This is a genomic window from Arcobacter peruensis (assembly GCF_003711085.1).
Classification (GTDB): Bacteria; Campylobacterota; Campylobacteria; order Campylobacterales; family Arcobacteraceae; genus Poseidonibacter; species Poseidonibacter parvus.
In genome coordinates, this window is the sequence record NZ_CP032363.1 from 1,973,244 (window position 1) to 1,998,527 (window position 25,284).

27 protein-coding genes and 1 riboswitch are annotated in these 25,284 nt (G+C 28.1%); of the genes, 8 read left to right on the top strand and 19 right to left on the bottom strand.

Features of this window, described 5'->3' with window-relative positions; all coding sequences use genetic code 11:
* Positions 1-16: 16 nt before the first annotated feature.
* The 3 genes from gyrB to dnaA all read right to left on the bottom strand — a co-directional run bounded on the left by gyrB (position 17) and on the right by dnaA (position 4,909).
* Positions 17-2,332, bottom strand: coding sequence for a DNA topoisomerase (ATP-hydrolyzing) subunit B (gene gyrB, locus D3Z07_RS09925; RefSeq protein ID WP_122893784.1), 2,316 nt, complete (start codon positions 2,330-2,332; stop codon positions 17-19).
* A gap of 20 nt (positions 2,333-2,352) precedes the next feature.
* Positions 2,353-3,423: a DNA polymerase III subunit beta gene (gene dnaN, locus D3Z07_RS09930; RefSeq protein ID WP_076082653.1), complete on the bottom strand. Its 1,071-nt coding sequence runs from the start codon at positions 3,421-3,423 to the stop codon at positions 2,353-2,355.
* A 169-nt stretch (positions 3,424-3,592) separates the two neighbouring features.
* A complete protein-coding gene (gene dnaA, locus D3Z07_RS09935) occupies positions 3,593-4,909 on the bottom strand; it encodes a chromosomal replication initiator protein DnaA (protein WP_076082651.1) in 1,317 nt (438 codons plus the stop codon).
* A gap of 282 nt (positions 4,910-5,191) precedes the next feature.
* On the opposite strand from dnaA, the gene ruvC reads away from it, so the two are divergent.
* Both ruvC and purN read left to right on the top strand, forming a co-directional pair.
* Positions 5,192-5,659: a crossover junction endodeoxyribonuclease RuvC gene (gene ruvC / locus D3Z07_RS09940; RefSeq protein ID WP_122893785.1), complete on the top strand. Its 468-nt coding sequence runs from the start codon at positions 5,192-5,194 to the stop codon at positions 5,657-5,659.
* Between the two features lie 74 nt (positions 5,660-5,733).
* Positions 5,734-6,312, top strand: coding sequence for a phosphoribosylglycinamide formyltransferase (gene purN / locus D3Z07_RS09945; RefSeq protein ID WP_122893786.1), 579 nt, complete (start codon positions 5,734-5,736; stop codon positions 6,310-6,312).
* Positions 6,313-6,337: 25 nt separating this feature from the next.
* On the opposite strand, the gene D3Z07_RS09950 is transcribed toward purN, so the two are convergent.
* The 3 genes from D3Z07_RS09950 to D3Z07_RS09960 form a co-directional block, all read right to left on the bottom strand.
* Positions 6,338-6,790: a hypothetical protein gene (locus tag D3Z07_RS09950; RefSeq protein WP_122893787.1), complete on the bottom strand. Its 453-nt coding sequence runs from the start codon at positions 6,788-6,790 to the stop codon at positions 6,338-6,340.
* 80 nt (positions 6,791-6,870) lie between these two features.
* Positions 6,871-7,482, bottom strand: coding sequence for a trimeric intracellular cation channel family protein (locus D3Z07_RS09955; protein ID WP_122893788.1), 612 nt, complete (start codon positions 7,480-7,482; stop codon positions 6,871-6,873).
* 54 nt (positions 7,483-7,536) lie between these two features.
* Entirely contained in the window at positions 7,537-8,454 is a 918-nt protein-coding gene (locus D3Z07_RS09960) for a glutaminase (protein WP_076089126.1), read from the bottom strand.
* A gap of 204 nt (positions 8,455-8,658) precedes the next feature.
* Here D3Z07_RS09960 and typA point away from each other — a divergent pair, with 204 nt between their 5' ends.
* A complete protein-coding gene (typA, locus tag D3Z07_RS09965) occupies positions 8,659-10,476 on the top strand; it encodes a translational GTPase TypA (RefSeq protein WP_076089124.1) in 1,818 nt (605 codons plus the stop codon).
* A gap of 583 nt (positions 10,477-11,059) precedes the next feature.
* Here the strand turns inward: typA and D3Z07_RS09970 are convergent.
* The 9 genes from D3Z07_RS09970 to D3Z07_RS10010 form a co-directional block, all read right to left on the bottom strand.
* Positions 11,060-12,361, bottom strand: a complete 1,302-nt coding sequence (locus tag D3Z07_RS09970) for an aminotransferase class V-fold PLP-dependent enzyme (protein ID WP_122894217.1) — start codon at positions 12,359-12,361, stop codon at positions 11,060-11,062.
* A gap of 14 nt (positions 12,362-12,375) precedes the next feature.
* The gene (locus tag D3Z07_RS09975; RefSeq protein WP_122893789.1) at positions 12,376-13,470 is read right to left on the bottom strand and encodes a sulfite reductase; all 1,095 of its coding nucleotides are present in this window, start codon (positions 13,468-13,470) and stop codon (positions 12,376-12,378) included.
* Complete coding sequence (gene cysN / locus D3Z07_RS09980) at positions 13,470-14,924, bottom strand: sulfate adenylyltransferase subunit CysN (RefSeq protein ID WP_122893790.1); 1,455 nt, start codon at positions 14,922-14,924, stop codon at positions 13,470-13,472. The genes D3Z07_RS09975 and cysN overlap by 1 nt, the downstream gene beginning before the upstream one ends.
* Position 14,925: 1 nt before the next feature.
* Positions 14,926-15,840 carry a sulfate adenylyltransferase subunit CysD gene (gene cysD, locus D3Z07_RS09985; RefSeq protein WP_122893791.1) on the bottom strand — a complete coding sequence of 305 codons (915 nt, stop codon included), beginning with the start codon at positions 15,838-15,840 and terminating at the stop codon, positions 14,926-14,928.
* An 80-nt stretch (positions 15,841-15,920) separates the two neighbouring features.
* The gene (locus tag D3Z07_RS09990) at positions 15,921-16,625 is read right to left on the bottom strand and encodes a phosphoadenylyl-sulfate reductase (protein ID WP_076089114.1); all 705 of its coding nucleotides are present in this window, start codon (positions 16,623-16,625) and stop codon (positions 15,921-15,923) included.
* Between the two features lie 8 nt (positions 16,626-16,633).
* Positions 16,634-16,864 carry a DUF2061 domain-containing protein gene (locus D3Z07_RS09995; protein WP_076089112.1) on the bottom strand — a complete coding sequence of 77 codons (231 nt, stop codon included), beginning with the start codon at positions 16,862-16,864 and terminating at the stop codon, positions 16,634-16,636.
* A 45-nt stretch (positions 16,865-16,909) separates the two neighbouring features.
* Positions 16,910-17,842 carry a cysteine synthase A gene (gene cysK, locus D3Z07_RS10000; protein ID WP_076089110.1) on the bottom strand — a complete coding sequence of 311 codons (933 nt, stop codon included), beginning with the start codon at positions 17,840-17,842 and terminating at the stop codon, positions 16,910-16,912.
* An 11-nt stretch (positions 17,843-17,853) separates the two neighbouring features.
* Entirely contained in the window at positions 17,854-18,267 is a 414-nt protein-coding gene (locus D3Z07_RS10005; RefSeq protein WP_076089108.1) for an RrF2 family transcriptional regulator, read from the bottom strand.
* 11 nt (positions 18,268-18,278) lie between these two features.
* The gene (locus D3Z07_RS10010; protein WP_122893792.1) at positions 18,279-19,547 is read right to left on the bottom strand and encodes an O-acetylhomoserine aminocarboxypropyltransferase/cysteine synthase family protein; all 1,269 of its coding nucleotides are present in this window, start codon (positions 19,545-19,547) and stop codon (positions 18,279-18,281) included.
* 355 nt (positions 19,548-19,902) lie between these two features.
* On the opposite strand from D3Z07_RS10010, the gene D3Z07_RS10015 reads away from it, so the two are divergent.
* The 5 genes from D3Z07_RS10015 (at position 19,903) to D3Z07_RS10035 (ending at position 23,645) form a co-directional block, all read left to right on the top strand.
* On the top strand, positions 19,903-20,214 hold the full coding sequence (locus D3Z07_RS10015) for a cupin domain-containing protein (RefSeq protein ID WP_076089104.1): 312 nt from the start codon (positions 19,903-19,905) through the stop codon (positions 20,212-20,214).
* 8 nt (positions 20,215-20,222) lie between these two features.
* Positions 20,223-21,452, top strand: coding sequence for a BaiN/RdsA family NAD(P)/FAD-dependent oxidoreductase (locus D3Z07_RS10020; RefSeq protein ID WP_122893793.1), 1,230 nt, complete (start codon positions 20,223-20,225; stop codon positions 21,450-21,452).
* A 112-nt stretch (positions 21,453-21,564) separates the two neighbouring features.
* On the top strand, positions 21,565-21,774 hold the full coding sequence (locus tag D3Z07_RS10025) for a hypothetical protein (RefSeq protein ID WP_122893794.1): 210 nt from the start codon (positions 21,565-21,567) through the stop codon (positions 21,772-21,774).
* The gene (locus D3Z07_RS10030) at positions 21,774-23,102 is read left to right on the top strand and encodes an EAL domain-containing protein (RefSeq protein WP_122893795.1); all 1,329 of its coding nucleotides are present in this window, start codon (positions 21,774-21,776) and stop codon (positions 23,100-23,102) included. Before D3Z07_RS10025 ends, D3Z07_RS10030 begins: the two co-directional genes overlap by 1 nt.
* A 213-nt stretch (positions 23,103-23,315) precedes the next feature.
* Positions 23,316-23,645, top strand: a complete 330-nt coding sequence (locus tag D3Z07_RS10035; protein ID WP_122893796.1) for a hypothetical protein — start codon at positions 23,316-23,318, stop codon at positions 23,643-23,645.
* Here D3Z07_RS10035 and D3Z07_RS10040 read toward each other — a convergent pair.
* From D3Z07_RS10040 to D3Z07_RS10055, 4 genes are all read right to left on the bottom strand, one after another.
* Positions 23,642-23,917 carry a type II toxin-antitoxin system RelE/ParE family toxin gene (locus tag D3Z07_RS10040; protein ID WP_076089092.1) on the bottom strand — a complete coding sequence of 92 codons (276 nt, stop codon included), beginning with the start codon at positions 23,915-23,917 and terminating at the stop codon, positions 23,642-23,644. The two genes, D3Z07_RS10035 and D3Z07_RS10040, sit on opposite strands and share 4 nt — an antisense overlap.
* Positions 23,907-24,161, bottom strand: a complete 255-nt coding sequence (locus tag D3Z07_RS10045) for a type II toxin-antitoxin system prevent-host-death family antitoxin (RefSeq protein WP_076089090.1) — start codon at positions 24,159-24,161, stop codon at positions 23,907-23,909. The genes D3Z07_RS10040 and D3Z07_RS10045 overlap by 11 nt, the downstream gene beginning before the upstream one ends.
* 73 nt (positions 24,162-24,234) lie before the next feature.
* A complete protein-coding gene (locus tag D3Z07_RS10050; RefSeq protein WP_122893797.1) occupies positions 24,235-24,711 on the bottom strand; it encodes an ArsI/CadI family heavy metal resistance metalloenzyme in 477 nt (158 codons plus the stop codon).
* Between the two features lie 11 nt (positions 24,712-24,722).
* Positions 24,723-25,091, bottom strand: a complete 369-nt coding sequence (locus D3Z07_RS10055; protein ID WP_076089086.1) for a DUF2237 family protein — start codon at positions 25,089-25,091, stop codon at positions 24,723-24,725.
* Positions 25,092-25,173: 82 nt separating this feature from the next.
* Positions 25,174-25,273: riboswitch (TPP riboswitch) on the top strand.
* Positions 25,274-25,284: the final 11 nt, after the last annotated feature.

Consider the following 25,284-nt stretch of genomic DNA (forward strand, 5'->3'; position numbering starts at 1 on the left):
TTATTATAAAAAGAAATTAAACATCAAGATGTTCAACGTCTTTTGCATGTTCTTCTATATAATTTCTTCTTGGTTCTACTTCATCACCCATAAATAGAGTAAACGTATCAGATGCAACTTCAGCATCTTCAACTGTAACTCTAAGAAGTCTTCTAGCTTCTGGAGTCATTGTAGTTTCCCATAATTGCTCAGGATTCATCTCACCTAAACCTTTATATCTTTGAATATAAGCACCTTTTTTAGCTAATCCTTCAATTTCATCAAGAATTTCAATTAAGTCTCTTCCATCAAACATAGAAATATCTCGTTCTACAAGCTTATTATAGATATATGTAGCTTCAGAGAAATAAGGTGAAGCAAATAACTCATCATCAATGATAAGCTCTTCTAGACCTTCATTTGTTTGTACAAACAATTGAATTTTATCTTCAGTAATGCTTTTAGATAAAACGTTGTAACCTTTTTCATCTAAGAATGATTTTACTTCATCATATAATTTAGAGAATTCTAAATTAACTAAATCAGAATTTTCAATTAAATGCTTTAATACTTCAGATAAAGAGTATCTTTTTTCTAATTGACCTAACATTCCTCTATATCTAGAAACTGTTTTAAATAAATCAACTAAATCGTTGTAACCTAAACCTTCAAAAGAGAATGATTCTAAACCATTTTCGATTAAGAAGTTTGATAATGCAGTATCATCTTTTAAATAAGTTTCATTTTTACCTTTTTTATATCTATATAAAGGTGGCTGTGCAATGTATAAATATCCACTATCAACAATTGGTCGTAAAAATCTAAAGAAGAATGTTAAAAGTAGTGTTTGGATATGAGATCCATCAACATCGGCATCTGTCATGATTATAATTTTATGATATCTAACTTTTTCAGCATTAAAATCTTCACCAATTCCACAACCAATTGCAGTAATCATATTTCTAATTTCATCTGATTTTAAAATCTTATCTAATCTTGATTTTTCAACATTTAAAATCTTACCTTTTAATGGTAAAATTGCTTGATAAACTCTATCTCTACCTTGTTTAGCTGAACCACCTGCTGAATCCCCTTCTACTAGGTATAATTCTCTTACAGCTGGATCTTTTGATTGACATTCTGCTAATTTTCCAGGAAGTGTACCAACTGTCATAGCATCTTTTTTTCTAGTTAAATCTCTTGCTTTTTTAGCAGCTTCTCTACCACGTGCTGCCATTAAAGCTTTTTCCATAATAGCTTTTGCTTGATTTGGATTCTCTTCAAAATGCTTAACTAATGATTCAAAAGTAACTTTTTGACATATAGGTTTTACATAAGAAGACCCTAATTTACCTTTAGTTTGTCCCTCAAATTGTGGTTCTGGAACTTTTACAGAAATAATAGCAATTAGACCTTCTCTTACATCATCACCTGTAATTTTTGCGTCTTTGTCTCTTGCTGATGCATTTTCATTTACATACTTAACAATTGCACGAGTTAGACCTGCTTTAAAACCAGCTTCATGAGTACCACCATCAATTGTTCTAATATTATTTACAAAAGAAAGTGTTTTTTCTGTATATGTTGTGTTATATAAAACAGCGAAATCAGCTTCAATATCATCTTCACTTACATTAAATGAAACTGCTTCAGTTACTGCTGTATCTTTATTTATATCATTAGCAAATTGTGCAAGTCCACCTTCAAAATGGTAAACTTCTTTTTTATTTACTCTTTCATCTTTTAACTCAATTGTAATACTTGGATTTAAATATGCAATCTCTTTAAATCTCTTTGATAAAACATCAAATTGAAAATCAACTACTTCAAAAATAGTAGCATCTGGCCAAAATTCAATTGTTGTTCCAGTTTTTCTACAAGTATCAATTACTTTTAAATCTTCTACTGGAATACCTGTTTTAAACTCTTGAAAATGAACCTCATTATTTTGATAAATTGTCATTTTTAAATCAGAAGATAAGGCATTTACAACAGAAACACCAACCCCATGAAGTCCACCAGAAACTTTATAAGTATCTTTATCAAATTTTCCACCAGCATGAAGTACTGTTAAAGCAATAGTAGCAGCTGATTTTTTTTCAGTAGGGTGCATTCCTGTTGGAATACCTCTAGCATTATCAGAAATAATACAAGAACCACTTTTTGTTAAAGTTACTTTAATAGTGTCACAAAAACCTGCCATTGCTTCATCAATAGAGTTATCTACAACTTCATAAACACAGTGATGTAGACCATTTGTATTTGTATCACCAATATACATACCTGGTCTTTTTCTAACTGCTTCAAGACCTTTTAAAACTTTAATATTACCAGCGCTATATTCGTTGCTCATTTATGTATTCCTTGTTATTTCTATTTTTCTAAAACAATTGGCATTACAATTGTATAAAACTTATCATCTTCTAAATAAAATGGTAAATTTGATTCATTAAATCCAACAGCTATATTTTCATTATTTGTCATAGATAAAAAATCTAATAAGTATTTAGCATTTACAGCTAAATAAAATTCATTATCAATATTTAATGGTAAATCAATTTGTGTTTTTGATTCTGTATCTTCATCTAATGATTCAAATATAATTCCATCTTTGTTAAATGTAACTTTAATATTTGAAAATAAAGATGTAACTAATTTAATAGATTCAACTAAAACATTTTTTGGTAGTTTTAAATTGTATTTTAAATTTTGTGGAATAATTCTTTCATAATCTGGATATTTTCCATTAATTAATTTTGTAAAGAAAGTCATTTTATCATTTGATACTACTAAATTAGTTTCATCATATGTAATAGTTGCTTCATCTAAAAATAGTTTTTGTATTTCTATAATTGCTTTTTTAGGAATGATAAATTGTGATTCTTCATTGTTAATATTTTGTAAATGTGATATTGCTAATCTTCTAGTATCAGTTGATACAAAATTAATCTTAGAACTTTTAATATCTATTAATGCACCATTTAATTCAAATTTAGGATTATTGTTATCAATTGCTGGAGTAATTTTTCTTACAGAATTAATAAAGTTTAATGTTGAAATATCTAAATTTTTAAGATTTTGTGATTTTGTTAATGATGGATATTCATTAGCATCATACATTGGTAATTTAAATGTAGATTTATTTTGTTTGATAATTATATTGTTGCTTACTACTTCAAATATAATATCTTCATTTTTTAATCTTTTAATAATACCTAATAAATTAGAACCATTAGTTGTAGCTTTTCCATCTACACTATCACTTATATTATCTATATGTGATTCTAAACCGATTTCATAATCAGTTGCTTTTAAAATTAAATTTCCATTATTAGTTTCTAGATATATATGTGATGTTATTGAACTAGCATCTTTTTTTTCTAAAAAAGGTTGCATTGATGATATTACATTTTCAATGATATTTTTTGTAATTACAAACCTCATTTTATCTCCTATTTCTTTTTATTTTATTAGTGGCAGTAGTAGAGCATGTGAAAAGATGAAAATACATCTTTAGAGTTGTCTGTATCGAAACTCTTTCATGTGATTAAACGAAATGAAATATTCACACCTTTTCACACAAACTCTTAAAACTTTTTCAAGTTTAGTACTTTTACCACTCCTTATTTATGATTTTATTCTTTAAATTTTCAATAATTAATTTAAAGTTCTCGTCTTTTTCAATTAACTCATTTGCTTTTTTAATATTATGAGAAATTGAAGAGTGATCTTTCATTCCAACAAACTTTGCAATATCTGGCATTGAGTTATGTGTAAGCTCACGTGCAAGATATATAACAACACGTCTTGCATTTGCAACTGTTGCTGTCCGTTTTTTAGATTTAATATCACTTGGTTTTATATTAAGTTCTGATGCTACAATGTTGATTACATCTGGAAGTTTAATATTCTCTTTTGTTTCTTTTATTTGATCTTTGAGTAAACCTTGTACCATTTCTAGGGTAATATCTTGGTTTAATAAAGATGCAGATGCATTAATTCTAATTAATACACCTTCTATTTCTCTAATTGAATTATCTAAATTTGTTGCAATAAAATTAATAATTTCTCTACTTAATTCAATTCCATTTAAATCAGATTTTTTTTCAATAATTGCAATTTTAGTTTCTAATCCTGGTATTTGAATATCAGCTGTTAAGCCCCATTCAAATCTAGATTTTAATCTATCAACTAATCCTGCTATTTGTGAAGGTAGTCTATCTGATGTCATTACTATTTGTTTTTTTGCATTATGTAATTCATTAAAGGTGTGAAAAAACTCTTCTTGAGTTTGTTCTTTTCCAGATAAAAATTGAATATCATCAATTAATAAAACATCACATTTACGGTACTTAGACCTAAAATGTTCCATGTTTTTATTTTTAATTGAGAATGTAAAATCATTCATAAACTGTTCAATTGTTACATAAATTACTGTCTTACCATTTTCAATAGCAGAGTTTCCAACTGCTTGTAAAAGGTGAGTTTTACCTAAACCAGTTCCACCATAAATAAATAGTGGATTATATTGAACTCCAGGTTTATTTGAAACTGCTAAAGAGGCGTTATAAGCCATTTGATTTGAAGGTCCAACAATAAATGAATCAAAAGTATATGATGGATTTAGTATTGTACTTTCTGCAGTTTTATTTTCTATTTGTTCTTTTATAATTTCTTTTTTAGATTTTTTTTCACCAGCAATTTTTATTTCTATTGTAGGTTTAGTTCCATCAAATATTGTAAAGCAATTTTGTATTACATCAGTATATTTACTTTTAATCCATGATGCAATATATTTATTTGAAACTTCAAAAATAGCAATATTATCGTCAGATGATATTTTTTTATATACAAGCTGTTTTAAATATCTGTCGAAATCAACAGTAGTAGCTTCTTTTTGAATAATTGATAAAAACTCTTTGTTTGTCATATAGTATTAACTCTTTAATTTATAAATAATTACTATTATATCTAAATTATTATAAATTTTATAAAAGTAGTAAAAAAGTAATTTTATAAAAGTAAAAAAGACAATTTTTATCTTCATTGTAAAATTTACATAAAATGAATGAAATTTGAGTGAACAAATGTTGTACACATAGTGAATAACCCGTGAATAGTTTGTTTACATTAAGTGAAAATTTATGTAAATAATACCATTATACGGGCTTAAACTAATGTGAATAAAAAATTTAACAAAAAGAGTTAATACGTGAAAATACTTGGAATTGACCCAGGAACTAGAAACTGTGGCTATGCTGTAATTGAAAAAATTAACGGTAAAACAAAGCTAATAGAGGCAGGTTTAATAAAAATAAAAACTAAAATTTTACAAGAGCAAATTGTAGAAATGACAGAAGGTTTTGATCTTATTTTTGATAAACATGAAATTCAAGAAGTTTCAATTGAAGATATGTTTTATGCATTTAATCCAAAAACTGTAATTAAATTAGCACAATTTAGAGGAGCGATTTCTTTAAAAGTATTACAAAGATTTGGAAATTTTGCAGAATATACTCCTTTACAAGTTAAACAAGCAGTAACAGGTAACGGAAAAGCTGATAAAGAGCAGGTTGCTTTTATGGTAAAAAAATTACTTGGAATTAAAAAAGAGATAAAGCCTTTAGATATTACAGATGCAATTGCAATTGCACTAACTCATTCTCAAAGAATTAGGTAAATATAAATTGACTTATATAATAAATATTTTATATTTGTTATAATTTCGCCCCAATTTTAAAGATAGGATATAAAATGAAAAGAATAGGTATTTTAGCTTCTTACAATGGAAGTGGTTTTTTAACAATACAAAAAGCTATTGAAGAAAAGATTTTAGATGCTCAAGTAATTATTGTAGTTTCTAATAATAGCAATGCAAATGTTTTAAAATCAGCTGATGATTTAAATATACCTAATTTTATTATAAATGATAAAAAATATCCTAATGAAAATATTGATGAAAAAATCGCAAATTTATTTAAAGAATTTAAATGTGATTATATATTTTGTTCAGGTTATATGAAAATGATTGGAACAAATTTAATATCAAAATTTGAAGAAAAAATAGTAAATACTCATCCTGCACTTTTACCTTCTAAATATGGTGGTAAAGGAATGTATGGAAGATTTGTTCATGAAGCTGTTATAAAGAACTCTGAGAGTAAATCAGGTGTTACAATACACTTTGTAAATGAAAAATATGATGATGGTAAAATTATATTGAAAAAAGAGCTTGAAATTAGAAAAGATGAAACAGTAGATTCTTTAGAAGATAGAATTAAAGACTTAGAAAATATCGCTATTGTAGAGGCTTTTAAAAAATTATTAACCTAAAACTAGGTTAATAATTTAATTTAGACTATTCAAAAATAGCTTTTAATTCTTCCGTTGTTTCAATATACTTAACATTAGAAACTTTTCCATCTGTTACTGTATAAACAGTAATTTTGTCATCTTTTGTATCAAATGATTTACTTTGTTCTTCATCTACTAAAAGAATTGAGAATGGATATTTTTTCATTTTTGGTAATGCAATAAATTTAGAAATTAAACTTGGCATTCCAGAAATATCTGCTATATAATGAGCTTTGTTTTTTGCTAAAAAGTCAGTATCTTTAGTTAAAAGGTACTCTCTTATAATAACACTAGTTCCTCTACTCTCTGCAACTAAAATAGTTTTAGCATCTGCAGAAATTTTGTGCATTTTTTCAAATTGATCTTTTATTTCAAATGTTGGTGTTGAATCACCAATGTTTAAAGCATTTGCAAAAGTTGCGACTAATAATAATGTTGAAAATAATAATTTTTTCATTGTTTCTCCTAATTTTTTAAAAATTATGAAAGTCTACCCACGAAAAGTTAATGAAAAGTTAAAGTAAAGAATTAATTTTTTTATTTAGATAAAGTTGGAAGATGCCATTGCTGATAATAGGCTAATAATCGAAGTGCAACACCAAATACAAATACAGCAATTAAAGCAGGAAGACTTTGTAAATTAAATATATGTAAAGCATAAGTTATAAGACCAACTATAATTGCAACTGTTGCATAAAATTCTGAAACTAGAATAGATGGAACTCTATTTATTAAAATATCTCTAATAGTTCCACCACCAACTGCTGTTATAAAGGCAAGAATTAAAACACCTAAAAAATTAAACTCATTTTCTATTGCTACAAGAGAACCTGTAATTGCAAAAGAAACTAAACCAACTGCGTCTGAGATTATAAATGCAGTTTTACTTTCAATGTCATCACTTTTATGAAGTTTAAAAATTAGGGCAATTATTACTGTTGCAATTACAAGTATTACAGGCATTGTATCTGTAAAAACATAGGGAGTTTTAGAAGCTAGTACATCTCTTGTCATTCCACCACCAAGTGCTGTTAAAAAAGCAGAGATAAAAACACCTAAAATATCAAGTTTATAATGAACAGCAATTAAAAATCCACTTAAGGCAAAACAGATTATTCCTATAAAATCAGCTATTTCAAGTGCAGTCATTATTTACCTTATTTAATATTTTTTGTTAATTATACTAAAAATTTATCAATTTTGTTAAAAAATTGATAGTCCAGTTTTTGTTGTAAATAACTCTAGGGCTTTTGTTCCTATTAGTGAATTACCTTGTTTATTTAATTTTGGAGAATAAACACAAATTGACATTTTTCCAGGAACTATTGCAACAATACCACCACCAACACCACTTTTCCCAGGTAATCCAACTTTGTAAGCAAAATCTCCTGATGCATCATAATGTCCACATGTAAGCATTAATGAATTTATTCTTTTTGCTTTTGCTTCATTTATCAAAACTTTATTTGTAATTGGATTTACTCCATGATTTGCTAAAAAAAGCATTGAATTTGCTAATTGTTCAGTATTCATTTCAATCGAACATTGTTTAAAATATGTTTGAATTACTTTTTCTAAATCGTTGTTTATATTTTTATAGCTTTTCATCATATTTATTAAAGCCATATTTAAAAAACCATGTTCTAGTTCTGAACTGTAAACTTCTTTATCATAATTGATTGTAAAATCATTTGCACTTGTTCTTATAAAATCTAATATATAATCAAAACTTTTATCTTGATACTTAGATAATAATGTATCAGTTGTTACAATTGCACCTGCATTTATGAATGGATTTCTAGGAATTCCGTTTTCATATTCAAGCTGAATAAGTGAGTTAAAAGGGTCACCCGAGGGTTCATGTCCTACTCTTTTATATAAACTTCTACCATATAATTGTAAGGCTAATGTAAAAGTAAATACCTTAGAAATACTCTGAATTGAAAACTTATTTTGAGTATTTCCTACATTAAAGCTTGTTCCATCAAGTAGTTTTATACTCATTGCAAATTGGTTTGGATTAATATGTGCAAGTGCTGGAATGTAATCAGCTACCTTGCCTTCTTTGAAATATACTTGTATTTCATCTTCTATTTCATTAATAATATTTTGGTAATTCATTCGGAATATTATTAGGTTTTAACCTAATAAATACTTAAAACTTTAATTATTATATAAGATATATTTGCTTGTTTGTAAACAAATTGTAACAAAAGTTAGAAATCTAGCTTAAATTAAGCAAACTTTTAGTATAATCCGCGAAATTAATAGAAAAAGTTTTTTTTACAATGAATTTTTTTCTAAACCTTATAATAAAGAGATCCAATGAGAGATATTAGAAATATTGCGGTTATCGCACACGTTGACCACGGTAAAACTACATTAGTAGATGAATTATTAAAACAATCAGGTACTTTTACTGCACACCAAGAAGTAGAAGACAGAGTTATGGATAGTAATGATATTGAAAAAGAAAGAGGAATTACAATTCTTTCTAAAAATACTGCTGTTGATTACGAAGGTGTTAGAATTAACATTATTGACACACCAGGCCATGCTGACTTTGGTGGAGAAGTTGAACGTGTACTTAAAATGGTTGACTGTGTACTTTTATTAGTAGATGCTCAAGAAGGTACTATGCCTCAAACAAAATTCGTTGTTAAGAAAGCTTTACAATTAGGTCATAGACCAATTGTTGTTATTAACAAAATTGATAAGCCAGGTGCTGATGCAGATAGAGTTGTTGATGAAGTATTTGACCTGTTTGATCAAATGGGTGCTACAGAAGAGCAATTAGAATTCCCAGTTGTTTATGCAGCTGCTAGAGATGGATATGCAAAACTTAACTTAGAAGATCCAAGTGATAATCTAATTCCATTATTTACAACAATTTTAGAAGAAGTTCCAAAACCAAAAGGTAACGATGAAAATGGTCTTCAGTTACAAGTATTTACACTTGATTATGACAACTTCATTGGTAAAATTGGTATTGCTAGAATCTTTAATGGTACGATTTCTATGGGTGAAACTGTAACTTTAGTTAAAGCTGATGGTGAAAAAATCAAAGGTAGAGTTACTAAACTTATTGGTTTCAAAGGTGTTGATAGATTTGATATTAAAACTGCTGGTACAGGTGACATTGTTGCTGTTGCTGGTTTTGAAACTATTGATGTTGGAGATTCACTTTGTGACCCTGCAAATCCAATGCCATTAGATCCTATGCATATTGAAGAGCCTACATTATCTGTTACTTTTGCAGTAAATGATTCTCCATTAGCTGGAACTGAAGGTAAGTTTGTAACTTCAAATAAAATTGATGAAAGACTTACTGCTGAAATGAATACTAATATTGCTATGAATTATGAGCAAATTGGTGAAGGTAAATTTAAAGTTAACGGAAGAGGGGAATTACAAATTTGTATCCTTGCTGAAAACATGAGAAGAGAAGGTTTCGAATTCTCAATTGGAAGACCTGAAGTAATCGTTAAAGAAATTGATGGTGTTAAAATGGAGCCATTTGAGCATTTAGTAATTGATACACCAGATGAGTTCTCAGGTGCAATTATTGAAAAACTAGGAAAAAGAAAAGCTAACATGACTAACATGGTACCAATGGGTTCAGGTTATACAAGATTAGAGTTTGAAATTCCAGCACGTGGTTTAATCGGTATTAGAACTGAGTTTTTAACTGAAACTAAAGGTGAGGGTGTTATGAACCACTCATTCTTAGAATTCAGACCTCATTCAGGTACTGTTGAATCTAGAAAATATGGAGCATTAGTTTCTATGGAAAATGGTGAAGCTGTTGGTTATTCAATCTTCAACTTACAAGATAGAGGAATTATGTATATCAAACCTCAAGATAAGATTTATAACGGAATGGTTATTGGTCAACATGCAAAAGCAAACGATTTAGATGTAAATCCAATCAAAGCTAAGCAACAATCAAACGTTAGATCTTCTGGTGCAGATGAAGCTATTAAGCTTATTCCACCAAGAGTTATGTCTTTAGAAAATGCACTAGAGTGGATTGAAGAAGATGAGCTTGTTGAAGTAACTCCAATTAATGTTAGAGTTAGAAAAAGAGATTTAGATCCAAATGTTAGAAAAAGAACTGCTAAAAAAGTGAAATTCGCTGATTAGAAATTAGATTTATCTATTTTTAAAAGGGATGTGCTTTTTAGCACATCCCTTTTTTTTTACAAAATTTTTAGACAAAAGGGTTTATATGTCCGATATGAAGATATTTAGGATTAGGCAAAAATTAATAAAAATAAAAAAATAATAGGAGAGTTTTTTCTCCTATAAAAAGGAGAAAAAATGGAAAATATTAAAGATTATATAATAGTAATTGCAATTGAATTTATAACTATTGTTACAAGCTTTGCTTTTGTAACAAACTAATAAAAAGAGATAATTTAAAAAATTGTTAATATGTATAAAAAATTATCTCTTTTGGAAGGGAAAGGAGAAAGTATACCCAGTTTGGGACAGCTGGGTTGTATCTAGCTAGTGTAGTTAGGAGGACACTAAAAAAATTTGTATATAAACAATGCTAAGATAACAGTTTACTTCTTGTTCTGAAATCAAGTTTATCAATCAATTTTGTTTTATAAAGTATGTTTGAAATTTAAAAAATTTAAACAAATACTGATATAAATGTTATGAAATTCATAAAGAAATTATATACTACAATGATTAATGAATTTTAAACAAAAAGTTAAGATTAGTTAACAATTTGTTTAATAGATTTTAATAACTCTTTGATTTCTTCTTCACTTTGTGAATAATGTATTGAAATTCTAATCCATCCTGGGTTTTCTTCATTTTCTAAGTCATTAATTCCTAATAAGTCATGTCCATAAGGTCCGGCACATGAACATCCTGCTCTTGTTTGAAAACCCTTTGTAGAAGAAAGTTTTGAGCATAGTTCATAAGGGTCATGATTTTGAATATTAAAAGAGATGATTCCTATATTGTCTTCTTGTTTATTTCCATAAATTTCACATGTTGGAATTTCTAAAAGACCATCTAAAAATATTTTTTTTAGTTTTTCTTTTCTTTCTTTTATAAAATCGAAACCTATTTCATTTCTTAATTGATATGCTAAACTAGCTCGTATTAGTTGTAAAATTCCAGGTGTTCCTGCATCTTCTCTTATTTGTACATCATCTTGATAAACTTGTTTTTGTTTATTTACATATTTCACTGTTCCTCCACCTGCAAATGACGGAGCTAAGCTAGTATCAATTAAAGATTTTCTTATTACTAAAAGTCCACAAGAACCAGGACCTCCAAGAAGCTTATGAGGAGACATAAACATTGCATCATAAAGATGTGAAGGTACATTTATATATGGAGAAGAAGCTGCTGCATCAAAGCAAACTACTGCATTATATGATCTTAAAAGTTTTGAAATTTCTTCATATTTTGTAATAATTCCAGTTACATTTGAGGCAATACAAAATGAAGCTATTATTTCTCTATTTTTATTCTTTTCTAAAACTTGTTTTAAATGTTCTAAATCTATTAATCCACATTCACATAAATCTATTCTTTGAATTTCGCAAAAAGCTTCTCTGAATGAAACTTCATTTGAATGGTGCTCATAAGGTCCAACTATTACTAAAGGTAATTTAGACTTATCAACGTTAATAGCGTATCTTTTTTTAGTTGCAGGTGGAATATATAATCCCATAAGTTCTTGAAAATGTTTAATAGCAGCAGTTGTTCCACAGCCATTTGGAAGTATTACAAAATCTTCAGAAAGTTCTAAACTTTTTGCTAAATTTATTCTTGCCATTTCATAATAATTACTCGTAGTATCTGCATTTGATGACTCTTTTGAGTGAGTATTTGCATAAGTTTCAAGAACATCATGTATTCTATTTTCTATTTGTCTAAAAGCTAATCCCGTTGCCGTATAGTCAAAATACTCTTTTTTATTTTTTCCAATAGTGTTGTATCGTATAAAATCAAGAGTATTTGTATTTGTATTTAAAAATGGTTTGAAAACTTTGTTGTTCATTATTTCACTCAATATTAAATAAAAGGATTAAAATTTACTTTTTTTAAATCGTTTGCTAAGTCATTAGCATTATTTGTTGGTGCATCTAATATAATAATATTACCTTGGTTTGTTAATTTTATTTTTGATGCATCATGCTTTTCAAGAATTTTAGCAAGGCTAGAAAAATCATTTGAACTTAGAGCTAAAGATTTAATTTTGAATCCTACATAACTTTCACCTTCAACAATACTTTTATTTATACCAAAGTGTTCGCCTTTTGTAGCTACATTATCCTCTTCTAAAATGATATCTTTTAGATTAAAATTTATAGATGAATTTAAAATATTATTAAATTCTCTAAGACCCCATGAATTTACTAGTGATGAAAAACTACTTTTATTAATATCTGTTCTATTCCCATATTCTTTATAAATATTTGCAATAGCTTTTGATGTCTGAATAACCTGAGAAGGTGTAATATAGCCTATATGTTCACCTATAATTTTTACAGAAAATAAAACTTTATTACTTTTATATGAATAGGCATCAAAATTTACATCAGGAATTTCTTTTAAATTACATCCTTCTTTACATCCACTTATTGCCATTTGGAATTTATTAGGTAGGTTAGAGAATTTTTTATTTCCAATAAATGATTGATTGATTTTTGCTGCAATTGAACTTACATCAATTAATTGCTTACAATCAACAGTATTTATAGGACATGTAATAATACTTCTTACAGTATGTCCAGCTTCAAAAATTGTATTTAGATTTACATTATGTAAAAGATTAAAAATATGAGGTAAGTCATGCATTTTTAACCATTTAAATTCTATTTTTTGGCCATGATTTATATCTAATGAATTTCTTGCATACTCTTTTGAAATTGATGCTAAAGTTTTTAATTGTTCAACATTCAATTCTCCTAAAGGAAGAGGAATTACAATTCTAAAATAGTTTGAATCATCTGTTTGTTGATAAATTCCATACCATTGAAATCTAATTAAATCTTTTTGCGAAACTTTTTCACCTAGAACAGCATAGATATAGATGTCACTTAAGACATCTAATCCATCCTTTTCTTTTTTGATATGTTCTATATTTAAAGCTAAATTATTTGACATTATATTGCCTTACAATCCCACTGAGGATAATTTTTTCTAATAAATGCATTTAGTTCAATCTCAGCTTGAGTGTAAACTTTTTCATCTTCAAGTTTTGCAGCACCTTCACATGAGCTTACAATCATACCAGCACCTACAGTTGAGTTAGTATACTTATCAATAATTATAAAACTTCCTGTATATCTGTTTTCATGATATGGATCTACTGCTATTTCTCTATCTAGTGATACTGTAACTTGTGCAATATCATTTAACTCTAGCTTTTTGGCATCTATTTCTTCAAATGTATTAATATTCTTTTTAAACTCAATTGAATTAAAAGCACCATTTAATACAGATGTTGCTCTTTTAATTATATAATTTTGGTTTAACTCTAAAGGTGCTTCATCCATCCATACTACCATTGCTGATAAATGATTTGATACTTCTGGAATATCAGTAGATTTAACAATCATATCACCTCTACTAATATCAATTTCATCTTCAAGTGTAATAGTTGTAGCCATTGGAGCAAATGCTTTAGGAATTGTTTCTACTGTTTCATCTTTACCAATTGGTCTTAAATCTTTAATCTCATTTGATACTATTGATTTTACTTTAGATGTTTTTCCTGATGGTAATACAGTAATCTCATCACCAACACTAACACTTCCACTTGCAATCGTTCCAGAGAATCCTCTAAAGTTTAAGTGAGGACGTACAACGTATTGAACTGGTAATCTAAACGAGTTATTCTCTTTTTCATGTATTGAAATAGTATCAAGTAATTCCATTAAAGGTTTATCTTTATACCAAGGTGCTTTTGGTGAATTAGTTAAGATATTATCACCATCTAAAGCAGAAATAGGAATAAATTCAATATTTAAATCTTCATTGTGAGGAAGATTTGGAATAATTTCTTTATAATCACTTTTAATACTTTCAAATACATCTTGGCTAAAATCAACTAAATCCATTTTATTAATAGCAACAACAAGGTTTTTAATACCTAATAATGAAGCAATATAAGAGTGTCTTTTTGTTTGAGTTAAAATACCTTGTCTTGCATCTATTAAAATAATAGCAATATCAGCAGTACTAGCACCAGTTGCCATATTTCTAGTATATTGTTCATGACCTGGAGTATCTGCTATGATAAACTTTCTTCTTTCAGTTGAGAAGAATCTATAAGCAACATCAATAGTAATACCTTGTTCTCGTTCACTTGCTAATCCATCAACTAAAAGTGCTAAATCTATTTTATCACCAGTAGTACCTGATTTTTTAGAATCTTTTTCAATAGCTGCTAATTGATCTTCAAAGATCATTTTTGAATCATAAAGAAGACGTCCTATTAAAGTACTTTTACCATCATCTACACTACCACAAGTAATAAATCTACAAATCTCTTTATTCTCATGCTCTTTTAAATATTGTTCTATATCTTTTTCTATTAAATCTGATTGATGTGCCATCTTAAAAATACCCTTCTTGTTTCTTTTTCTCCATTGACGCATCACTATCTGAGTCAATTAGTCTACCTTGTCTTTCACTTGTTGTACATACAAGCATTTCTTGAATAATTTCAGGTAATGTTGTAGCTTCACTCTCAACTGCACCTGTTAAAGGATAACATCCAAGAGTTCTAAATCTTACCATTTCTTTTTTAGCTGTTTTTCGTAACTCTTCAGGCATTCTGTCATCATCTACCATGATTTTTGTACCCATATACTCTACTACTTCTCTCTCTTTTGAGAAGTATAAATCTGGAATATCAATATTTTCTAAATAAATATATTGCCAAATATCTAATTCTGTCCAGTTTGAAATTGGGAATACTCTAATTGATTCACCTTTAGTATGTCTTCCATTATAAACATTCCAAAGTTCTGGTCTTTGGTTTTTTGGATCCCATCTATGGTTTTTATCTCTGAATGAATAGATTCTCTCTTTTGCACGAGACTTTTCTTCATCTCTTCTTGCTCCTCCAAATACTGCATCAAACTTCTGCATATTTAAAGCATTTTTTAATCCTTCTGTTTTCATAATATCTGTATGAACAGAAGAACCATGTTCAAAAGGAGAGATACCCATTTCAATTCCTTTAGGATTTGAATATGTAATAAGTTCCATTCCTACTTCTTTAGCACGTCTATCTCTAAATTCAATCATCTCTTTAAATTTCCATTTAGTATCTACATGCATTAAAGGTAATGGTGGTGGTGCTGGGTAGAAAGCTTTTTGTAAAATGTGTAACATTACAGAAGAATCTTTCCCTACACTATAAAGCATACCAGGGTTTGAAAACTCTGCTACTACCTCTTTCATTATATGCATTGATTCAGCTTCTAGCTGTTTTAAATGCGTTAATCGTTCTTGACTTATTTCCATCTTTATTCTTCTCCATTAATTTACGAATCACTCAAATTAAAAGTTTGAAATCATCTTTTTATATCTTATTTAAATAAGGTTTATTTTTTGTGTAGTCCACACTCTTTGTGTTCTGGGTTTTCCCACCACCATCGTCCAGCTCTAATATCTTCACCTTCTTTTACAGCTCTTGTACATGGAGCACATCCGATACTTGGGAATCCTTTGTCATGAAGTTTATTGTATGGAACTTTATTTTCTTTTATATAATTCCACACATCTTCTTCACTCCAATGTATTATTGCATTTACTTTAATTAATCCAAAAGCCTCATCATACTCAACAAGTTTCATATCTGTTCTTGTTACACTTTGAGCTGCTCTTACTCCAGTAAACCAAATATCAAGATCTTTTAAAGCACGTTTAAGAGGTTCAACTTTTCTTATACCACAGCATGTTTTTCTTTTTTCAATACTTTCATATTGACCATTTACACCTTGTGTTTTATAAAGTTCTTGAACATCTGTTTCATTTGGAAAATATACATCCATCTTAATGTTATATTTTAGGTTCGTCGCATCCATTACATCATAAGTTTCTGGATGAAGTCTACCTGTATCTAAAGTGAAAATTTTAGCGTCTTTATATTTTTTTAAAATGATATCTGTCAAGACTTGGTCTTCTGCTGCTAAACTTGAACTTAAAGCACTGCTATATTTATAATGTTCTAAAAAATACCCTACTATTTCTTGTGTAGATTTATTTTTTAATTCTTCATTTAATTGTTCCGCTAATTCTTTACTCATTCTTTACCTTATATTTGATAATCATTTGCTGTTGGTTTTACTCTACCTAAATCAATTTTATTCCATGCACGTTCGTGAAAATAGTATAAAGCCATTTTTGTAAATAATTCTATTGAACCAATTGAGGCTGCCATTGCTAAGTTACCAGTAATAAAATATGAGATGATTATTGTATCTAGTGTTCCAATTGTTCGCCATGATATTGTCTTAACAACTGATCTGTAAGCTTTTTCTTGCATTTATTTTTTCCTCATATATTATTTATTATATGAGAACGAAGAGTTTTACTCTTCGTCATAATCATATAATCCTGAACTTAAATATCTTTCACCTGTATCACATAAAATAGTTACAATTGTTTTACCTTTGTTTTCAGGTCTTGCAGCTACTTGTTTTGCAATATGTGCGTTTGCACCAGCAGAAATACCAATTAATAGTCCTTCTTCTTTTGCAATACTTCTAGAACTAGCTATTGCGTCTTCATTTGATACTTGAATAACTTCATCATAAACTTCAGTATTTAAAACATCAGGAACAAATCCAGCACCAATACCTTGAATTTTATGAGGACCTGGTTTTCCACCACTTAATACAGGTGATGCTTCAGGTTCAACTGCAATAATTTGAACATTAGGATTATTTTGCTTTAAAATTTCACCAACACCTGTAATTGTTCCACCTGTACCAATTGCTGCAATGAAAATATCAATTTTTCCATCTGTATCTGCAAGAATTTCTTGTGCAGTTGTTTTTCTATGAATTTCTGGGTTTGCTAAGTTTCCAAATTGTTGAGGAATAAATGAATTTTCTGTTTTTTCACTTAATTCAACTGCTTTATCAATAGCACCTTTCATTCCTTTTTCAGGCTCTGTTAATACTAAATCAGCACCTAATGCTTTTAATAATCTTCTTCTTTCAATACTCATAGATGAAGGCATAGTAAGAATTAACTTAATTCCTAAAGCTGCACAAACACTTGCTAATGCAATACCTGTATTTCCAGATGTTGGTTCAATTACTGTTGTTTCTTTATTGATTAAACCTTGCTCTAAAGCAGTATTAATCATATTTGTTCCAATTCTATCTTTTACAGAATGTGATGGGTTCATAAACTCACACTTTCCTAAAACTGTTGCTTGACTTTCTTCACTTGCTCTTTGTAATTTTACAAGAGGTGTGTTACCTATTAATTCTGTTATATTTGCTGCATATTTCATTTTAAATTCCTTTATATACTGTAATGTAAAAATTCGTTGTATTTGTCTTGATAATCATCTAAATTAGATAGATTCAAATCAAAAATCTTTTTCATTTGTTCCTTTGATTCATCAAAGAAAATGTTCAAAATCGGATTCTTCGCTTTTACATCAACTATTTTAATATCACCTTCAAGTGCAATTAAAATGTCAACAACCTTGATTTCTTCAGGTTCTCGCGCAAGAATATATCCTCCCTTTGCACCTCTTATACTTTTTACAAGTTGTGCTCGTCTTAATTTACTTAAAAGTTGTTCTAAGTAATTTTGAGGAATATTGGCATTTGATGAAATCTCTTTAATTTGCATAGGAGATTGTCTATCATGTTTACCAAGTTCGTACATGGCTGTTAAACCATATACACCTTTTGTTGAAATTAATGGCATATCATTAAACCTTAATTTAACGCTTGCTCTAAATCAGCTTTTAAATCTTCTGTATTTTCTAAACCAATAGAAAGTCTGATTGTTACAGGATTAACTCCTGCTTTCTCAAGTTCTTCAGGGCTCATTTGTGAATGAGTTGTAGATGCTGGATGAACAATTAGTGATTTACTATCTCCAATATTTACAACAACTGAAAATAACTTAGCACTATCAATTACTCTTCTTGCTTCTTCAAAACTTTCAACATCAAATGAAATTAATCCTGAAGCTTTTCCACCTTTGAAGTATTTTTGAGCTTTATCATAATATTTATCAGATTTTAAACCTGGATAATTCACTGCTTTTACTTTTGGATGTGCTTCTAAAAACTCTGCAATTTCTAAAGCATTATCAGAATGTTTATCAACTCTTAAAGCAAGTGTTTCTAATGTTTGAATTAGTAACCATGAATTATGAGGTGATTGAACTGCTCCAATATCTCTTAATAACGATAATCTAGCTCTTAAACAAAAGTTTGGAAGAGGAACATCTGTATAAACTAAACCATGATAAGAAGCATCAGGAGTTGTAAAATCTGAATATCTATTTTCATTTGCTTTAAAGAATTCGCTCAAGCCATCTCTTTCAACAATAATTCCACCAATTGCTGTACCTTGACCATTTGTATATTTTGAAGTTGAATGAACTACAACATCAACTCCCCATTTAATTGGATTAAATAGTGCAGCACTTGCAACTGTATTATCACAAATTGTTAATACACCATTTCTTTGTCCAACTTCAACAATCTTTTCTACATCAGCAATTGCGATTTGTGGGTTTGATAATGATTCAAAGAAAATTGCTTTTGTATCTTCATCGATTTGCTCTTCTAAATCGCTTGCATCTTCACTTCTAAATATTTTTGCTTCAATACCAAATCTTTTTATAGTATGAGTTAATAAAGTAACAGCTCCACCATATAATTTGTCTGAAATTAAAATATTATCTCCAGCACTTGCAACATTTGCAATTGCATAGAAAATTGCAGATTGTCCACTTGATACACATAAAGCAGCAGCTCCACCTTCAAGTTGTGCAAATCTTTGCTCTAATACATCTGTTGTAGGATTATTTAATCTTGTGTAAATTGGTCCTAATTCTTTTAAAGCAAATAAATTTGCTGCATGTTCTGAATCTCTAAAGGCATATGCAGTAGTTTGAGTAATTGGTACAGCCATTGAACCATAACCTTCTTTTTTATTATAGCCCCCGTGAACTGCAATTGTTTCGTTTTGCATTGTGTAATTCCTTTTTTGTTTTTTATTTATGGTGAAATTATAGAATTTTTTTATTTTAATGTCAAGTGATTTAATCATATTTAATTAAATAAAGCCTATTAAAATACTTGTATTTATTAAATTATTTAAATAAAAGAAGAATTTTATTATTTTATAAAGTCTATATAAGCTCTAATATATGGTACTTTTTGATAATATATAAACTTTTTATATTAATCATGATTAAAAAACAAAGAATTTTAAAATTTGTGAAAAAAAGTTTAAAATATTAATAGTTGATTAAAATAGTATAGATTAATAATTAACTTTTTTGTATAAAAAGGTTATACTTCAAAAGAATAAAAGGTTAAAAAATATGAAAAAAAACGTATTTGAAAATATTATAATAGATAAAAAACAAGAGCAGTTTTTTGAATTACTTAAAAGTGATAATATCAAAATAGAAAAAATTGTCTCAAATGGACAAAGCTCACCAGTAAACTTTTGGTACGAACAAGAAGAAAACGAGTTTGTCTTAATATTAAAAGGTAATGCAGTTTTAGAATATGAAAATAGTGAGCTTATTTTAAATGAAGGTGATTACGTAAATATAAAAGCTTTTACAAAACATAGGGTAAAATACACAAATCAAACGCAGCCAACTATATGGCTTGCAGTATTTTACTAAGGCATAAATTGAAAATAGCAATAATTGGAGCTGGTGCTGCTGGAATAATAGCAGCAATAACAGCTAAAAGATTAAACAAAAACATACAAATTGATTTATTTGATGCAAATAAAGGTATTGGAAAAAAAATACTTGCAAGTGGAAATGGAAGATGTAATATCTCAAATAGTCAAGTAACGCACAAAAACTATTTGGGAGAGAATCCCGATTTTACTTCTTATGCTTTAAAAGAGTTTACATTTAAAGATTTTGAAAAGTTTTGTAAAAGTATAGGACTGCTATTAGATATAAAAGAGACAAATAAAGTATATCCTTTATCAAATGAAGCCAAATCTGTTACAAAGCTTTTAGACTTAGCACTTGATTCTTTAGGTGTTAATATTTATTTAGAATCTTTAATTTCAGATATTGAAAAAATTGAAAACAAATTTAATATAAAAACACAGATACAAGAATATAAAGATTATGATAAAGTTTTAATCTCAAATGGTCTAGGAGCAGCACCACAACTTAATGCAAATGAATCAGGTTTAGACTTTGCTTCAAAATTTGAACACAGCTTCAACCCAACATATCCCTCACTTGTAGGACTTCATACAGATGTAAATTATCACTCTCGTATGCAAGGAGTTAAAAAAGAGTGTAATGTATCACTATATATAAACGGACAGCTTGAACAAGAAATATTTGGAGATGTACTATTTACAAAATATGGTGTTTCAGGTTTTGCAATATTAGATATCTCTCAAGTAGCTGCATATAATCTAAGTCTTTATCAAGATGTAAAAATAGCAGTTAATTTCTTCCCAAAAATCAATAGAAATGACTTAAGCGACCAAATTCAAAGCTTGTTTAAAACAACACCAAATCAAAAAGCCTTAGATATCTTAACAGGAATGATATCAAATAAAATAGCACCAGTTTTACTAGAAATATGTAAAGTAGATAGTGAAGCAAAAGCAGGACAAGTAAACGCAAAACAAATTAAAGCAATTTCATATCAATTAAACCAATGGAAACTAAAAATCACAGATACTCAAGGCTTTGGACATGCAGAAGCTAGTGGTGGTGGAGTTCGTACTGATGAGGTAGATAATAAAACTTATGAAAGTAAGAAGTGTAAAAACTTGTACTTTGCAGGAGAGGTTTTAGATATCGTTGGAAATAGGGGTGGGTTTAATCTGCAGTTTGCGTGGGCTAGTGGGTATTTGGCTGGAAGATATTTAAGCAAAACTTAAATTAAGTTACTATAAAGTAACTTTAGTTATAATACACGAATTTTATTTTAATAATTATATAATTAAATTAGTTATTCAAATATAATTACAAGATATTAGAATAGGAAAAGTTATGTTAAAAAGTGATCTTTGGAAAGAAATAAAGTCAAAAAATTCAATTGCCCAAGAAACAAGTACTAAAATCTCAAAAGAAAAAGTAAGAAATAATATGTTACTGCAAATGGATGAGATTGTTGGTAAGTTCACTAAAAATAATTATACAGACTTCAATACAAAATCTGAGCGTGATTGGTTTTTAGAGAATAAAGAATTATCATATTAATGAGTGGTAATTTAATATCTAATAAAAGTTTAGAAATATCTTCTAAATACAATAAGTTAGAAGAACTATATAAGCTAAGCCAACAAGCAGAAAATACATTTAAAACAATAGTTTTAAATGAATATAGATATTTTTCAAGAGCAATGGTAGATTACACAGAAGCTACTTCTGATGAAAAGAAGATAAATGCTCTTTCTAGAGCAGAAGTGGCAATTTCTGCTGCTTATAATGACATCATAGATTCACTAATTATGAATATAAAAAAATTTATTCATAATGTTAAAATCAAATATTCAAAAATCAATGTTGCGGTAATATTCAAAAAATATCATTATGAAGAATTATTAAAAGCAATTGAATATGCTGATAAAATGATTATAAACTCGAGAGGTACAAGAGTTAAAAGATTTGATATTTATTATGATTTTAGTATATCAGAAGAGTATAAATCAATTGTTGACTTTTGTTTAAAATTTGAACAAATTGAATATGACTGTGCATTAGTATTGCATGAGAAAGATATTGAAGAAGAGCCTGTATTAAATGAAAAAATTATCAATTTATTTAATGGTGGAGTTAACACTAGATGTTTTCTTGAGTTATATTTCCAGCCAAAATTTGACAAATCAAAAAAAGTTGTTGGAGCTGAAGCATTAGTTAGGTTGAAAGAAAATATAAATTCAGAAGAAGTAAAAACTTATTATCCAGATGAATTTTTATTTATTATTAATGAAAATGGCTTAAATGATAGTTTAGATAAGCAAGTGATTGAAATGGCGTGTGATGTACTGAAAAAATGGAATAATAATAGATTAATTAATAGTTCTTTTGATTTATCTATTAACATCACACCCTCATTTGCATCAAATCAAGTCTTTCCTTTATTTATAAATAATAATATAGATGAAGATTTAAGTAAATTATTAAGTATAGAATTATTAGAATCTTGGAATAAAGATGAAAATATAGATGTAAATTATAGACTAGAAGAATTAAACAAAAATATTAAGATTTCAATTGATGACTTTGGAACGGGAAGTACTAAACTAGAATACTTGACAAGAATTAATAATCTTCATAAGATTAAAATTGATAAATTACTTATTGATGGACTATTATCGCATAGTAAAGATAAATATTTAAAATTGATTCAAGGAATATATCTTTTAGCTAATAATATGGGTTTCGATGTTGTTGCAGAAGGAATAGAAGAGAATGAACAGTTAAAATTATTAAATGAAATTGGTATTAATGAATATCAAGGATATTTAGTTTCAGAGCCTTTAACTGAAGAATCATTTTTAGAGTTTTATAAAAACAACAAGTAGGATTAAGAGTTACTAAGTATTTACTTGATGAGATAGATGAGTTTACAAAAACATATTCTGTTAATAGAAGTGAAGTTATCATTGAAGCTATCAAGTCTTACGTTGAGATTCAAAAAGAAAATATTTTTTATAATGAATTTGAAACTTCGGTAAAAGAGTTAAAGACAAGTATTTCTAATAATAAAAAAGAAGATACTTTAGAAGATTTGATAAATGAACTTGAAAATAATTAGTTTAGAATCTTTTAAAAAAGATGCTAAAAAATTATATAAAAAGAATAAAAAGCTTCCTAGTGATTTAAAAACACTAAATGAAGTTTTAAATGAAAACCCAAAAGCTGGTATTGAACTTACGTCAGATTTATATAAAATTAGATTAGAGAACTCATCTTCAAAAGTTGGAAAGAGTGGTGTTTTTAGAATTATCTATTATTACATAGATAAAGATGAAAATCTATATTTATTAAAAATATACTCTAAAACCGAAACGCCAAATATAAAAGAAGAAGTTCTAATTAAAATTTTAAATGAACAAATGAGTTAGTAAACATCATCATGTGTCCGAATATCCACTGGAATTATCTCATCATCTCTAATAATAAAATCTATAATAACTCTATATTCCATATTTATTGAAATAGAATGAAAATCAGATAGTTTACCTTTTAGTTTATGAAGTCTTAGACTTGGATGGTAAGGATCTTGTTCTAGTATAAAGATACATTTTGCATATCTATCTAACATATCAGGATGTTTCTTGAAAAACTTCTTTAGTTTCTTTTTGTACTCATCACTTATTAGTAGTTTATAACTCATTTTTTAATTCTTCAATATGCTCTTTTGCACTTTGAGTTTTATAATTACCTTTTTCTATATCTTGCATAGTTTTTAAGTATGCTAAATCAAGTTCATTTGCTCTTAGTTCTTTGTATCTTTCAATATCAATAACAACAAATTTATTTTTTCCTCTAACATTTATAATAAGTTCATCAAATTTATCAAGAAGTGTTGAAAATATTGAAACACCTTTTGTTTTTATTTCATTTGCATTTATTACCATTATAGTATCCTTAATAGTACTTTTAAAAGTATTATAAGATATTTATATTTTTTTGTCAAATTTCGACTTTATCCTAACAACAACCGTTGTTAGGATTAGCAATAGAAAAAGCTGCTTTCTTTTTATCATCATTAAAAGTTGGAGTACAGCATTCACTATGTTCATTGTCTCCATAAACTTCTACATCAGACATTGAGTGGTAGTTTTCCCAGATTAGTCCACTTGGGTCATTTACCCAGTATTTATTTGATTCTTTATAACAGCAGATTGCTCCAGCTTCTTCTTTACCTTTTATTCCAGCATCTTCAAAACTTTTTTGAGCAGTAGCTAGTGCTTCATCGCTTTCGTACTGAACTCCTAAATGATTAAGACCTTTTTGCTCACCTTTTGTAGAGATTGCAAAGTTTACTGCCATATCTTCTAGTAACCATTGTGCATAATCTTTTTTAACTTTTGTAGGTTTTGCATCAAACTGTGTATTATAAAAATGTATACTTTCTTCTAAGTTATCCACTGTTATATGCATATGTAATCTTTTTTTATTGTTCATTTTCATTCCTTTTATAAATCTACTGCATAAGACTTCAAAGTCTCTAAATCAATAAGCTCTAAAATACGTTCATGAGTAGAGTGAATAAATATTTTAGGAGCTTTCCCTTCCATATGAGCTTTTACAAAACTATATCCACCTAAACACCAGCTCTCACCTGGTTTTACACCTGGAAAGTTATACTCAGGAATAGGAGTTGATAAATCATTACCTGCTTTTTTAGAATACTCTAAAAACTCTTCGGTTGCATAAATACAAACAGCATGAATACCATCATTTTCTTTTCCTGAAAAACAACAGCCGTCACGGTAAAATCCTGTTAATGGATTTACACTACAAGGTTCTAGAGGTCCACCGAGTGCATTTAACTTTTCTTTCATTCTTTGTCCTCACTTTTAATCATTAAAATTATTGTATTAAAATTAAGATTAAATTTATCCTATTTAATATACAATCATTGCGTCAACACTCTCGGGGTGCCGCAAGGCTGAGATAGTTTTATACTTATCCCGCTGAACTTGAACTGGATAATGCCAGCGTAAGGAAGAGAAAAGTACAAATTATCATGATAGC

Excerpts from the sequence above, each read along its gene's own strand:
- gyrB (WP_122893784.1), bottom strand. The coding sequence starts at position 2,332 with ATGAGCAACGAATATAGCGCTGGTAATATTAAAGTTTTAAAAGGTCTT.
- dnaN (WP_076082653.1), bottom strand. The coding sequence starts at position 3,423 with ATGAGGTTTGTAATTACAAAAAATATCATTGAAAATGTAATATCATCA.
- dnaA (WP_076082651.1), bottom strand. The coding sequence starts at position 4,909 with ATGACAAACAAAGAGTTTTTATCAATTATTCAAAAAGAAGCTACTACT.
- purN (WP_122893786.1), top strand. The coding sequence starts at position 5,734 with ATGAAAAGAATAGGTATTTTAGCTTCTTACAATGGAAGTGGTTTTTTA.
- D3Z07_RS09950 (WP_122893787.1), bottom strand. The coding sequence starts at position 6,790 with ATGAAAAAATTATTATTTTCAACATTATTATTAGTCGCAACTTTTGCA.
- D3Z07_RS09955 (WP_122893788.1), bottom strand. The coding sequence starts at position 7,482 with ATGACTGCACTTGAAATAGCTGATTTTATAGGAATAATCTGTTTTGCC.
- D3Z07_RS09960 (WP_076089126.1), bottom strand. The coding sequence starts at position 8,454 with ATGAATTACCAAAATATTATTAATGAAATAGAAGATGAAATACAAGTA.
- typA (WP_076089124.1), top strand. The coding sequence starts at position 8,659 with ATGAGAGATATTAGAAATATTGCGGTTATCGCACACGTTGACCACGGT.
- D3Z07_RS09970 (WP_122894217.1), bottom strand. The coding sequence starts at position 12,361 with ATGAACAACAAAGTTTTCAAACCATTTTTAAATACAAATACAAATACT.
- D3Z07_RS09975 (WP_122893789.1), bottom strand. The coding sequence starts at position 13,470 with ATGTCAAATAATTTAGCTTTAAATATAGAACATATCAAAAAAGAAAAG.
- cysN (WP_122893790.1), bottom strand. The coding sequence starts at position 14,924 with ATGGCACATCAATCAGATTTAATAGAAAAAGATATAGAACAATATTTA.
- cysD (WP_122893791.1), bottom strand. The coding sequence starts at position 15,840 with ATGGAAATAAGTCAAGAACGATTAACGCATTTAAAACAGCTAGAAGCT.
- D3Z07_RS09990 (WP_076089114.1), bottom strand. The coding sequence starts at position 16,625 with ATGAGTAAAGAATTAGCGGAACAATTAAATGAAGAATTAAAAAATAAA.
- D3Z07_RS09995 (WP_076089112.1), bottom strand. The coding sequence starts at position 16,864 with ATGCAAGAAAAAGCTTACAGATCAGTTGTTAAGACAATATCATGGCGA.
- cysK (WP_076089110.1), bottom strand. The coding sequence starts at position 17,842 with ATGAAATATGCAGCAAATATAACAGAATTAATAGGTAACACACCTCTT.
- D3Z07_RS10005 (WP_076089108.1), bottom strand. The coding sequence starts at position 18,267 with ATGCCATTAATTTCAACAAAAGGTGTATATGGTTTAACAGCCATGTAC.
- D3Z07_RS10010 (WP_122893792.1), bottom strand. The coding sequence starts at position 19,547 with ATGCAAAACGAAACAATTGCAGTTCACGGGGGCTATAATAAAAAAGAA.
- D3Z07_RS10015 (WP_076089104.1), top strand. The coding sequence starts at position 19,903 with ATGAAAAAAAACGTATTTGAAAATATTATAATAGATAAAAAACAAGAG.
- D3Z07_RS10025 (WP_122893794.1), top strand. The coding sequence starts at position 21,565 with ATGTTAAAAAGTGATCTTTGGAAAGAAATAAAGTCAAAAAATTCAATT.
- D3Z07_RS10030 (WP_122893795.1), top strand. The coding sequence starts at position 21,774 with ATGAGTGGTAATTTAATATCTAATAAAAGTTTAGAAATATCTTCTAAA.
- D3Z07_RS10035 (WP_122893796.1), top strand. The coding sequence starts at position 23,316 with ATGAACTTGAAAATAATTAGTTTAGAATCTTTTAAAAAAGATGCTAAA.
- D3Z07_RS10040 (WP_076089092.1), bottom strand. The coding sequence starts at position 23,917 with ATGAGTTATAAACTACTAATAAGTGATGAGTACAAAAAGAAACTAAAG.
- D3Z07_RS10045 (WP_076089090.1), bottom strand. The coding sequence starts at position 24,161 with ATGGTAATAAATGCAAATGAAATAAAAACAAAAGGTGTTTCAATATTT.
- D3Z07_RS10050 (WP_122893797.1), bottom strand. The coding sequence starts at position 24,711 with ATGAACAATAAAAAAAGATTACATATGCATATAACAGTGGATAACTTA.
- D3Z07_RS10055 (WP_076089086.1), bottom strand. The coding sequence starts at position 25,091 with ATGAAAGAAAAGTTAAATGCACTCGGTGGACCTCTAGAACCTTGTAGT.